The 11683-nt window shown below is 71.1% G+C and carries 9 protein-coding genes; 8 read left to right on the plus strand and 1 reads right to left on the minus strand.

Going from position 1 to position 11683, the window contains the following annotated elements:
* Positions 1-29: 29 nt before the first annotated feature.
* Positions 30-593: a beta-class carbonic anhydrase gene (locus tag R2B67_RS28065; protein ID WP_237325398.1), complete on the minus strand. Its 564-nt coding sequence runs from the start codon at positions 591-593 to the stop codon at positions 30-32.
* Positions 594-1026: 433 nt separating this feature from the next.
* Here R2B67_RS28065 and rsmH point away from each other — a divergent pair, with 433 nt between their 5' ends.
* The 8 genes from rsmH to ftsW all read left to right on the plus strand — a co-directional run bounded on the left by rsmH (position 1027) and on the right by ftsW (position 11679).
* Positions 1027-1992, plus strand: coding sequence for a 16S rRNA (cytosine(1402)-N(4))-methyltransferase RsmH (gene rsmH / locus R2B67_RS28070; RefSeq protein WP_317821946.1), 966 nt, complete (start codon positions 1027-1029; stop codon positions 1990-1992).
* 19 nt (positions 1993-2011) lie between these two features.
* Positions 2012-2623, plus strand: a complete 612-nt coding sequence (locus R2B67_RS28075; protein WP_317821948.1) for a cell division protein FtsL — start codon at positions 2012-2014, stop codon at positions 2621-2623.
* Between the two features lie 4 nt (positions 2624-2627).
* Positions 2628-4610 carry a peptidoglycan D,D-transpeptidase FtsI family protein gene (locus R2B67_RS28080; protein ID WP_317821949.1) on the plus strand — a complete coding sequence of 661 codons (1983 nt, stop codon included), beginning with the start codon at positions 2628-2630 and terminating at the stop codon, positions 4608-4610.
* 40 nt (positions 4611-4650) lie between these two features.
* Positions 4651-6369, plus strand: coding sequence for a UDP-N-acetylmuramoyl-L-alanyl-D-glutamate--2,6-diaminopimelate ligase (locus R2B67_RS28085; RefSeq protein ID WP_026241483.1), 1719 nt, complete (start codon positions 4651-4653; stop codon positions 6367-6369).
* Between the two features lie 4 nt (positions 6370-6373).
* A complete protein-coding gene (locus R2B67_RS28090) occupies positions 6374-7795 on the plus strand; it encodes a UDP-N-acetylmuramoyl-tripeptide--D-alanyl-D-alanine ligase (RefSeq protein ID WP_317821950.1) in 1422 nt (473 codons plus the stop codon).
* Positions 7792-8862 (plus strand): phospho-N-acetylmuramoyl-pentapeptide-transferase, encoded by a 1071-nt coding sequence (gene mraY / locus R2B67_RS28095; protein WP_018511997.1) that lies wholly within the window; start codon positions 7792-7794, stop codon positions 8860-8862. The genes R2B67_RS28090 and mraY overlap by 4 nt, the downstream gene beginning before the upstream one ends.
* Positions 8844-10286 carry a UDP-N-acetylmuramoyl-L-alanine--D-glutamate ligase gene (murD, locus tag R2B67_RS28100; RefSeq protein ID WP_317821951.1) on the plus strand — a complete coding sequence of 481 codons (1443 nt, stop codon included), beginning with the start codon at positions 8844-8846 and terminating at the stop codon, positions 10284-10286. The genes mraY and murD overlap by 19 nt, the downstream gene beginning before the upstream one ends.
* 64 nt (positions 10287-10350) lie before the next feature.
* On the plus strand, positions 10351-11679 hold the full coding sequence (gene ftsW, locus R2B67_RS28105; protein WP_317821952.1) for a putative lipid II flippase FtsW: 1329 nt from the start codon (positions 10351-10353) through the stop codon (positions 11677-11679).
* Positions 11680-11683: the final 4 nt, after the last annotated feature.

Genomic DNA, 11683 nt, shown 5'->3' on the forward strand with positions numbered 1-11683 from the left:
TTTCGCGGGTGGGCCGGGACGGGCGGTGGTCAGGAGGCGGGCTTGATCTCGCGGAGCAGACCGGTGGTCACGTCGAAGACGAAACCGCGGATGTCGTCGGTGTGCAGGAGGAACGGCGAGGTCCGCACCCGCTGCATCGACTGGCGTACGTCCTGGTCGGCGTCCGTGTAGGCCTCGACCGCCCAGACCGGCCGCTGGCCGACCTCGCGCTCCAGGTCCTGCCGGAACTCCTCGGTGATGGATTCCAGGCCGCAGCCCGTGTGGTGGATGAGGACGATGCTGCGGGTGCCGAGCGCCCGCTGGCTGATGGTGAGCGAGCGGATCACGTCGTCGGTGACGACACCGCCGGCGTTGCGGATGGTGTGGCAGTCGCCGAGTTCGAGACCCAGCGCGGCGTGGAGGTCGAGACGGGCGTCCATGCAGGCGACGATGGCGACCTGGAGGACCGGCTTGGCGTCCATCCCGGGGTCGCGGAAGCCCTTGGCGTACGTGGAGTTCGCCTCGACCAGCTGATCGGTGACCTGGCCCCCCTCGCGGACCGCCGCGGCGGTGGACGTCACGGAGTCGGCGGGGGAGTGAGCAGAAGTCGACATGGCTACGACGTTAGCCTTCCCACCTGGTCCGGGTGGGATGTGAGAGCGGACAAAGAACGTCAACGGGTCTTGTTGTGAGCTAACCCACAAGCACCAGGAAACGCGCCCGTTCGGGTGGCGTCGCCGCTTCCGGACGGGTGGCGCGACTCGCTGCCCGGTTCGTTGATCGCGAATCGATCGAATGGCAGGGTGGACTAAAGTAACGCGAAGTCACCACCCTGAACCCGTACCACCACCACTCCGCACCCCCTGCACCTCCTGCATATTCCGTATAGTCCGTTTCCCCGTGATGTGCGGCGTACGTGCGGCCCGGCCCTCTCCCGCTCTCGGTCGGCCGACGCCCCTTCCCCGGCGCCGGCGGACCTCCCCTTCAGAGCGGGCGGGGACCAGGACGTACGTACCGGCCGCGCGGTACAGAGCCTGAGAGGGCGCATTGAGCCAGACCCGACACGTCCCGGTGATGCTCCAGAGGTGTCTGGACCTGTTGGCCCCGGCTCTCCAGGACCCGGCCCACCCCGAGCCCGTGGTCGTCGACTGCACCCTCGGCCTCGGCGGCCACAGCGAGGCGCTCCTCGAAGCCTTCCCCACCGCCCGGCTGATCGCACTGGACCGGGACAAGGAGGCCCTGCGGCTCTCCGGTGAACGGCTCGCCCACTTCGGCGACCGCGCCACCCTCGTCCATGCCGTCTACGACGAGCTCCCCGACGTCCTCGCCCGGCTCGGCGTCCCCAAGGTCCAGGGCATCCTGTTCGACCTCGGCGTCTCCTCCATGCAGCTCGACGAGGCCGACCGCGGCTTCGCGTACGCCCAGGACGCCCCGCTCGACATGCGCATGGACCAGTCGACCGGCATCGGCGCCGCCGAGGTGCTCAACACCTACCCGCCCGGCGAGCTCGTGCGGATCCTGCGCGCGTACGGCGAGGAGAAGCAGGCCAAGCGGATCGTCTCCGCCGTCGTACGCGAGCGCGAGAAGGAGCCGTTCAGCAACAGCGCCCGGCTCGTCGAGCTGATCCGCGACTCCCTGCCCCAGGCCGCCAAGCGGACCGGCGGCAACCCGGCCAAGCGGACCTTCCAGGCCCTGCGCATCGAGGTCAACGGCGAGCTCAGCGTGTTGGAGCGGGCCATCCCGGCGGCCGTGGCGGGCCTCGCGGTCGGCGGCCGGATCGCCGTGCTCTCGTACCACTCGCTGGAGGACCGGCTGGTCAAGCAGGTCTTCGCGGCCGGCGCCGCCAACACCGCGCCGCCCGGACTGCCCGTCGTCCCCGAGCGCTACCAGCCCCGCCTCAAGCTGCTCACCCGGGGCGCGGAACTGCCCACCGAGGACGAGATCGCCGAGAACCGGCGCGCCGCCCCCGCCCGGCTCCGCGGCGCCCAGCGCATCCGGGAGGACGAGCGATGAGCACCACGGGGGGCACGCGGTGAGCAGGCCGGCCGCATCGCTGAAGGGGCGCGCCGGGCGGCTCGCCCGGCTGATGCCGTCCGCATCACCCAGCAGCGCGGCCCGTACGCCTTTCGTCCTGCTGGTCGTGCTCCTCCTGGGCGGCGGGCTCATCACCCTGCTGCTGCTGAACTCCGCGCTCAACGAAGGATCGTTCAGGCTCAGCAAGCTCAAGCGGGACACCACTGAGCTCACCGACGAACAGCAGGCCCTCCAGCGCGACGTCGACAGCTACTCCCAGCCCGACGCCCTGGAGCGCCGCGCCCGGGAACTCGGCATGGTCCCCGGCGGCAGCCCCGCCTTCCTGAACCCGGACGGCACGGTCCGCGGAGTCCCCAAGAAGGCCATCGCCCCGCCGCCCAGCCCCAGTCCGAGCCCCACCCCCACCCCGAGCGCCGACCCGACACCCGAGGGCGGCGCGCAGGCCGACGGCACGGACCCCGCCGCCCCGGCCGCCCCCTCCGGCTCCGCGATCCCTTCGCCGGGCGCATCCGCCGAGCCCGAGCCCCAAGGCGCCCAGGCCGACACCGCCCCCGCCCCGGAGAACAACCCGGCGTCTCCGACCCCGCCCCCGACCACCCCCGGCAGGTGACGCAGTGCCGCCCAAGGAACCGCCGCGCCGCCGAGTACCCGGCCCGGCGCGCCCCCGTAACGGGGCCAACGGCCGCTCCGGCGCTCGCCCCCCGGCCCCCGGCCCCCGCCCCGCCCCACGGCGCACCACCGCACGCGGACGGGCGCCCCGCACGCTCCGCCTCGGCTCCCCGCGCCCCCGGCTCCGGCTGGTCAGCCTCGGGCTGACGCTGATCATGCTGCTCTTCGTGGCCCGGCTGCTCCAGGTCCAGGCTGTCGACGCCACCGCGTACGCGGCCAAGGCCGAGAAGAACCGCTACCTGGAGTACACGGTCGCCGCCGAGCGCGGCGAGATCACCGACCGCAGGGGCGTCGCCCTCGCCACCAGTGTGGACGCGCACAACATCACGGCCGACCCGAAGATGTTCACGCCCGAGGACAGCAAGGCCCCCGACGCGCCCCAGCAGGCCGCCGCCCTGCTCGCCCCGATCCTCGGCAAGGACGTCGACGAGCTGGTCAAGAAGCTCTCGACCCCCAAGAGCCGCTACACCGTGCTCGCGTACCGGCAGACCCCCCAGGTCTGGAAGCAGATCAAGGACCTGAAGGCCGTCTTCGCCGAGAAGGCGTCCGAGGACGAGCTGAACGGGGGCACCGGCGCCAACGTCCTGGCCGGGGTCCTCCAGGAACCCACCACCAAGCGGGTCTACCCCAACGGGGACCTCGCCGCCGGGATACTGGGATTCGTCAGCGCCGACGGCAAGGGCGGCGGCGGACTCGAATCGCAGCTGGACAAGGAGCTCGCGGGCGAGGACGGCAAGATCCGCTACGCCCAGTCCGGCGGCCGCCGCGTCCCCACCGCGGGCGGCAGCGAGGACCCGGCCGTGCCCGGCTCCGACATCGAGCTGACCATCGACCGCGACATCCAGTGGGCCGCCCAGAAGGCCATCAGCGACCAGGTCGCCAAGTCCAAGGCCGACCGCGGCTACGTCATCGTGCAGAACACCCGGACCGGCGAGCTGCTGGCCATGGCCAACTCGCCGGGCTACGACCCCAACGACCTCTCCCAGGCGACCTCGGCGTCGCTCGGCAACGCGGCCCTCCAGGACGTGTACGAGCCCGGCTCCACCAGCAAGGTCATGTCGATGGCCGCCGTACTGGAGGAGAAGGCCGCCACGCCCGGCACCCATGTCACCGTCCCCAACCGGCTGCACCGCGGCGACCGGCTCTTCAAGGACGACGTCGACCACCCCACCTGGTACCTCACGCTCAACGGGGTCCTCGCCAAGTCCAGCAACATCGGCACCATCCTGGCGACCGGTCAGCTCGGCAAGACCCAGGCCGAGTCGAACAAGGTGCTCTACGACTACCTGCGGAAGTTCGGCCTCGGCAAGAAGACCGGCCTCGGCTACCCCGGCGAGTCGCCCGGCCTCCTCGCCCACCCCAAGGACTGGTCGACCTCGCAGCAGTACACGATCCCCTTCGGCCAGGGACTCTCCATGAACGCCGTCCAGGCCGCCTCGGTCTACTCCACGGTGGCCAACGGCGGGGTCCGGATCGCCCCCACCCTCGTACGCGGCACCAAGGGCGCCGACGGCCGCTTCACCGCAGCCGACGCCCCCGACGAGAACCGGGTGGTCAGCGAGAAGACCGCCAAGACCCTGGCGACCATGCTGGAATCCGTCGTCGACGACCAGGAGGGCACCGGCACCAAGGCCGCCATCCCCGGCTACCGGGTCGCGGGCAAGACCGGCACCGCCAACCGGGTCGACCCGGTCCGCGGCGTCTACAAGGGGTACACCGCCTCCTTCGCCGGCTTCGCCCCGGCCGACGATCCGCAGATCACCGTCTACTGCGCGATCCAGAACCCCACCAAGGGAAGCTACTTCGGCGGCCAGATCTGCGGCCCGATCTACAAGCAGGTCATGGAGTTCGCGCTCAAGACGCTCCAGGTACCACCGTCCGGCAGCAAGCCGCCCCGGCTGCCGGTGTCCTTCAAACCCGGCGAGTGAACACGGGGATGCGCGAGCATCTCCTCCAAGGGAACCCTCAGTGACAACCATCACCCCCGATCCCGGGAACCGGAACGAGAACTTCCCGGGACCCGGTCCCTCGCTTCGCGAGAGCCCGCACCGGCCCGGTACGCTCACCGCCGTGCCCCACGCTGATCAGTCCCAAACCTCTCAGAAGGACGCGCCTGTGACCTACCCGGGAGCGCCCCGACCGGACCGGCTCCGGCCCACCCCTCTCGGCGAGCTGGCCGCCCGGCTCGGCGTCGAAGCGGCGGGAGCCGGTGACGTCACCGGCATCACCCACGACTCGCGGGCCGTGCGCCCCGGAGACGTGTACGCGGCCCTGCCCGGCGCCCGTATGCACGGCGCCGACTTCGCCGCCCAGGCCGCGGGCCTCGGTGCCGTCGCCGTCCTCACCGACCCGACGGGCGCCGAACGCGCCGCCGCCACCGGCCTGCCGGTGCTGGTCGCCGAGGACCCACGGGGCGTCATGGGCGAGCTGGCCGCCGACATCTACGGGCGGCCCGGCATCGGCCTCCTCCAGATCGGCATCACCGGAACCTCCGGCAAGACCACCACCGCGTACCTGGTCGAGGGCGGACTGCGCGCCGCCGGCCGCGCCACCGGGCTCATCGGCACCGTCGAGATGCGCATCGGCGACGAGCGCATCAAGTCCGAGCGCACCACCCCCGAAGCCACCGACCTCCAGGCCCTGTTCGCCGTCATGCGCGAACGCGGCGTCGAGGCCGTCGCGATGGAGGTCTCCAGCCACGCCCTGGTGCTCGGCCGGGTCGACGGCTGCGTCTTCGACGTCGCCGTCTTCAACAACCTCAGCCCGGAGCACATGGAGTTCCACTCCGGCATGGAGGACTACTTCCAGGCCAAGGCCCAGCTCTTCACCCCCGAGCGCAGCCACCGCGGCGTCGTGAACTTCGACGACGAGTACGGCCGCCGGCTCATCGACGAGTCCGGCGTCCCGGTCACCACCTTCTCCACCGAGGGCCACCCGGACGCCGACTGGCATGCCGAGGACGTCCAGGTCGGCCCGCAGGACAGCACCTTCACGGCTGTCGGCCCCAAAGGTGAGCGGATTGCCGCCCGCGCCCCGCTGCCCGGCCCGTTCAACGTCGCCAACACCCTCGCCGCGATCGTCACGCTGGCCGTCGCAGGCGTCGACCCGCAGATCGCCGCCGACGGCATCGCCGCCGTCCCCGGGGTCCCGGGCCGGCTGGAGCGGGTGGACGCCGGACAGCCGTACCTCGCCGTCGTCGACTACGCGCACAAGACCGACGCCGTCGAGTCCGTGCTCCGCTCCCTCCAGAAGGTCACCGAGGGTCGGGTGCACATCGTCCTCGGCTGCGGCGGCGACCGCGACACCACCAAACGCGGCCCGATGGGCGCCGCCGCGGCGCGCCTCGCCCACACCGCCGTCCTGACCTCCGACAACCCCCGCTCCGAGGACCCCCTCGCGATCCTCGCCGCGATGCTCTCCGGCGCCGCCGAGGTCCCCGTCCACGAACGCGGTGACGTCCTGGTCGACGCCGACCGGGCCTCGGCCATCGCCGCCGCCGTCGCGCGCGCCGAGCCGGGGGACACCGTCCTCGTCGCGGGCAAGGGCCACGAGCAGGGCCAGGACATCCACGGGGTCGTACGCCCCTTCGACGACCGCAAGGTCCTGCACGACGCCATCGAGCGGTCCCTGGGGCGCACCGGCGCCGCGGACCGCGCCCCCCGCCACGAGAACAACAGTCAGGGATGACCAAGTGATCACCCTTTCCCTCGCCGAGATCGCGGACATCGTCGGCGGGCAGCCGCACGACATACCGGATCCGGCAGTCACCGTCACCGGCCCCGTCGTCATCGACTCCCGCGAGGTCGAACCCGGCAGCCTGTTCGTCGCGTTCGCCGGCGAACGCGTGGACGGCCATGACTACGCCCAGCGCGCCGTCGAGGCGGGCGCGGCAGCCGTCCTGGCCGCCCGCCCCGTCGGCGTTCCGGCGATCGTCGTGGACGACGTCCTCGGCGCCCTCGGCGTGCTCGCCCGTACCGTCGTCGAACGCCTCGGCACCACCGTCGTCGCGCTCACCGGCTCCGCGGGCAAGACGTCCACCAAGGACCTGATCGCGCAGCTCCTCCAGCGCCACGGCCCGACCGTCTGGACGCCCGGCTCCCTCAACAACGAGATCGGCCTGCCGCTCACCGCCCTGAGCGCCACCTCCGAGACCCAGCACCTGGTCCTGGAGATGGGCGCCCGCGGCATCGGGCACATCCACTACCTCGCCGAGCTCACCCCGCCCCGCATCGGCCTGGTCCTCAACGTCGGCTCCGCCCACCTCGGGGAGTTCGGCAGCCGCGAGGCGATCGCCCAGGCCAAGGGCGAGCTGGTCGAGGCGCTCCCCGAGGACGGCTGCGCCGTACTCAACGCCGACGACCCTCTCGTACGCGCGATGGCTTCGCGCACCAAGGCCCGCGTCCTGCTCTTCGGAGAAGCCCCGGAAGCGGACGTACGGGGCGAGAAGGTCCGCATGACCCCCGACGGGCGGCCCGCGTTCGAGCTCCACACACCCACCGGGTGCAGCGACGTGACCTTGCGCCTGTACGGTGAGCACCACGTGTCGAACGCGCTCGCCGCGGCCGCCGTCGCCCATGAGTTGGGCATGTCCGTGACCGAGATCGCCGAGGCGCTCTCGGAGGCGGGCACCCTCTCCCGCTGGCGCATGGAGGTCACCGAGCGCGGGGACGGTGTGACGGTTGTCAACGACGCCTACAACGCGAACCCCGAATCCATGAGAGCCGCACTGCGTGCGCTGGCTGCCATGGGCCAGGCCCGAGCGGCCGACGGGGGACGCACCTGGGCGGTGCTCGGTCAGATGGCCGAGCTCGGTGACGCGTCGCTCGCCGAGCACGACGCGGTCGGACGGCTCGCCGTCCGGCTCAACGTCAGCAAGCTCGTCGCTGTCGGGGGGAGAGAAGCCTCCTGGCTGCAACTGGGCGCATATAACGAGGGTTCGTGGGGTGAGGAGTCGGTGCACGTGTCCGACGCACAGGCGGCCGTCGACCTGTTGCGCAGTGAACTGCGCCCGGGAGACGTCGTGCTGGTGAAGGCGTCCCGGTCGGTCGGCCTGGAGAAGGTCGCCCAGGCACTGCTGGAGAACTCGACCGAGGGCGAGGTCGCCGGCCGATGAGGCAGATCCTCTTCGCGGGGGCCATCGGGCTCTTCCTGACCCTGGTCGGGACCCCGCTGCTGATCAAGCTGCTGGCCCGCAAGGGATACGGGCAGTTCATCCGGGACGACGGCCCGCGCACGCACGGCAGCAAGAAGGGCACGCCCACGATGGGCGGCATCGCCTTCATCCTGGCGACGATCATCGCGTACGTCCTGGCGAAGGTGATCACCGGCGAGGACATGCGGTACTCCGGCATCCTCGTGCTGTTCCTGATGGCCGGGATGGGCCTCGTCGGCTTCCTCGACGACTACATCAAGATCGTCAAGCAGCGTTCGCTGGGTCTGCGGGCCAAGGCGAAGATGGCCGGCCAGCTGATCGTCGGCATCGCCTTCGCGGTGCTCTCGCTCCAGTTCGCGGACTCCCGGGGCAACACCCCCGCCTCCACCCGGCTCTCCTTCGTGGAGGACTTCGGCTGGTCGATCGGCCCGGTGCTGTTCTGCGTCTGGGCGCTGTTCATGATCCTCGCCATGTCCAACGGCGTGAACCTCACGGACGGCCTCGACGGCCTCGCCACCGGCGCCTCGGTGATGGTCTTCGGCGCCTACACCTTCATCGGCCTCTGGCAGTTCCAGGAGTCCTGCGCTAACGCGGACAACCTGACCAACCCCAGCGCCTGTTTCGAGGTACGCGACCCACTCGACCTCGCAGTCGTCGCCGCCGCCCTCATGGGCGCCTGTTTCGGCTTCCTGTGGTGGAACACCTCGCCCGCCAAGATCTTCATGGGTGACACCGGATCGCTCGCCCTCGGCGGCGCCCTCGCGGGCCTCGCGATCCTCTCCCGCACCGAATTCCTGCTCGCCATCCTCGGCGGCCTCTTCGTGATGATCACCATGTCCGTGGTCATCCAGGTCGGCTCGTTCAAGATGACCGGCAAGCGGGTCTTCCGGATGGCACCGCTCCAGCACCACTTCGAACTCAAGGGCTGGTCCGAGGTCCTGGTCGTGGTCCGTTTCTGGATCATCCAGGGCATGTGCGTGATCGTCGGCCTCGGCCTCTTCTACGCGGGATGGGCAGCCAAGAAGTGAGCACCGTGGACTGGCAGGGCAAGCACGTCACCGTCGCCGGACTCGGCGTCAGCGGCATCCCAGCGGCCCGTGCCCTGCACGAGCGCGGCGCGCTCGTCACCGTCGTCAACGACGGCGACGACGAGCGCGCCCGCGCGCAGGCCGCCGAACTGGAGGCGCTCGGCATCACCGTGCGCCTCGGCGACGGCGCCACCCTGCCGCCGTCCACGGAACTGATCGTCACCGCCCCCGGCTGGCAGCCGGACAAACCGCTCTTCCTGGCTGCCGCCGAGGCGGGCGTCGACATCTGGGGCGACGTCGAACTCGCCTGGCGGCTGCGCGGCGACAACGGCAGGAAGGCCGCGCCCTGGCTCGCCGTCACCGGCACCAACGGCAAGACCACCACCGTACGGATGCTGGCCTCGATCCTCGAAGCGGCCGGCCTGCGCACCGCGGCGGTCGGCAACATCGGCGTATCGCTGCTGGACGCGGTGCTCGGAGACCAGGAGTACGACGTCCTCGCCGTCGAACTCTCCAGCTACCAGCTGCACTGGGCGCCCTCCCTGCGCGCCCACTCCGCCGCCGTCCTCAACCTCGCCCCGGACCACCTCGACTGGCACGGCTCGATGGAGGCGTACGCCGCCGACAAGGGCCGGGTCTACGAGGGCAACACCGTCGCCTGCGTCTACAACGCGGCCGACCCCGCCACCGAGGACCTCGTCCGCGAGGCCGACGTCGAGGAGGGCTGCCGCGCCATCGGCTTCACCCTCGGCGCCCCCGGCCCCTCCCAGCTGGGCGTGGTCGACGGCATCCTCGTCGACCGGGCCTTCGTGAAGAACCGCCAGAAGCAGGCGCAGGAGCTCGCCGAGGTCTCCGACGTGAACCCGCCGGCGCCGCACAACATCGCCAACGCGCTGGCCGCCGCCGCCCTCGCCCGCGCCTTCGGCGTGGAACCGGCCGCTGTCCGCGACGGGCTGCGGAACTTCCGCCCCGACGCCCACCGCATCGAACACGTCGCGGACATCGACGGAGTCGCGTACGTCGACGACTCCAAGGCCACCAACACCCACGCCACCGAGGCCTCCCTCGCCGCCTACGACTCCATCGTCTGGATCGCCGGCGGCCTCGCCAAGGGCGCCACCTTCGACGAGCTGGTCACCGGCGCGGCGAAGCGGCTGCGCGGGGTCGTGCTGATGGGCGCCGACCGGGCGCTGATCCACGAAGCCCTGACGCGACACGCCCCGGAAGTCCCGGTGGTCGACCTCGACCGGACCGACACTGGGGCGATGTCCGAGGCGGTGGAGCACGCCGCCAGGCTCGCGCGGCCGGGCGATACGGTATTGCTGGCCCCGGCCTGCGCCTCGATGGACATGTTCACCAACTACAACAAGCGGGGCGAGGCGTTCGCGGACGCGGTCCGCGCACGCGCCGAGACGAGCGCCTGACCGACCGGGCCTCCGCGCCCGGGGTCACCGGCCCCGGGCACGAGCAGTGGAGGGGACAGCGACAATGCCGGCCGAGAAGAGCTCCGCCGTACGCAGCCGCCGGCCGGCGCCGCCCCGGAGCGCGGGACGCGGCTCCCCGGCGCCCCGGGCCCCGCGCGGCGGCGTACGGCGCCTCTACGAACAGGCACGCCGGGCCTGGGACCGCCCTCTGACCGCCTACTACGTGATCCTCGGCTCCAGCCTCCTGATCACCGTGCTGGGCCTGGTGATGGTCTACTCCGCCTCGATGATCCAGGCGTTGAACATCGACAAGTCGTCGACGTACTTCTTCGGCAAGCAGTTCGTCGCCGCCGTCATCGGGGGCGCGCTCATGCTGATCGCGTCCAGGATGCCGGTGAAGCTCCACCGCGGGCTCGCCTACCCGATGCTCATGATCACGGTCTTCCTGATGGTCCTGGTCCAGGTGCCGGGGATAGGGCTTTCCCGCGGCGGGAACCAGAACTGGATCTACCTCGGCGGCCCGTTCCAGCTCCAGCCCAGCGAGTTCGGCAAGCTCGCGCTGATCCTGTGGGGCGCCGACCTGCTCGCCCGCAAGCAGGACAAGCGGTTGCTGACGCAGTGGAAGCACATGCTCGTCCCGCTCGTCCCGGTCGCCTTCATGCTCCTCGGGCTGATCATGCTCGGCGGTGACATGGGGACCGCGATCATTCTCACGGCGATCCTCTTCGGGCTGCTCTGGCTGGCCGGCGCCCCCACCCGGCTCTTCGCCGGGGTGCTCGGATTCGCCGCCGCCCTGGCGTTCCTGCTGATCTGGACCAGCCCCAACCGGATGTCCCGGCTCTCCTGCATGGGCATCATCGGCGAACCCGATCCGGACGACGGCTGCTGGCAGGCCGCACACGGAATCTACGCCCTGGCCTCCGGCGGATGGTTCGGTTCCGGGCTGGGTGCGAGTGTGGAAAAATGGGGTCAACTCCCGGAACCGCACACCGACTTCATCTTCGCGATCACGGGTGAGGAACTGGGTCTGGCGGGGACGCTGTCCGTGCTCGCCCTGTTCGCGGCTCTAGGCTATGCGGGTATCCGCGTGGCCGGACGCACGGAGGACCCCTTCGTCAGGTATGCCGCGGGAGGCGTGACCACCTGGATCATGGCCCAGGCCGTGATCAACATCGGTGCGGTGCTCGGCCTGTTGCCGATCGCCGGTGTCCCGCTCCCGCTGTTCTCCTACGGAGGGTCCGCCCTGCTGCCGACGATGTTCGCGGTCGGGCTCATGATCGCCTTCGCGCGGAACGATCCCGCCGCGAAGGCGGCCCTGGCCATGCGGAGGCCCGGGGTGAGATGGAAGACGATGAGACGGCGCGTCACGAAGCGTCCGTCCGGAGAGCGGTGAATTT

It is taken from the genome of Streptomyces cyaneofuscatus (genome assembly GCF_033109485.1).
Lineage (GTDB): Bacteria > Actinomycetota > Actinomycetes > Streptomycetales > Streptomycetaceae > Streptomyces > Streptomyces cyaneofuscatus.

What these genes read in the sequence shown, in the direction of transcription:
- R2B67_RS28065 (WP_237325398.1), bottom strand. Translation starts at nt 593, where the DNA reads ATGTCGACTTCTGCTCACTCCCCCGCCGACTCCGTGACGTCCACCGCC.
- mraY (WP_018511997.1), top strand. Translation starts at nt 7,792, where the DNA reads ATGAGGCAGATCCTCTTCGCGGGGGCCATCGGGCTCTTCCTGACCCTG.
- murD (WP_317821951.1), top strand. Translation starts at nt 8,844, where the DNA reads ATGGGCAGCCAAGAAGTGAGCACCGTGGACTGGCAGGGCAAGCACGTC.
- ftsW (WP_317821952.1), top strand. Translation starts at nt 10,351, where the DNA reads ATGCCGGCCGAGAAGAGCTCCGCCGTACGCAGCCGCCGGCCGGCGCCG.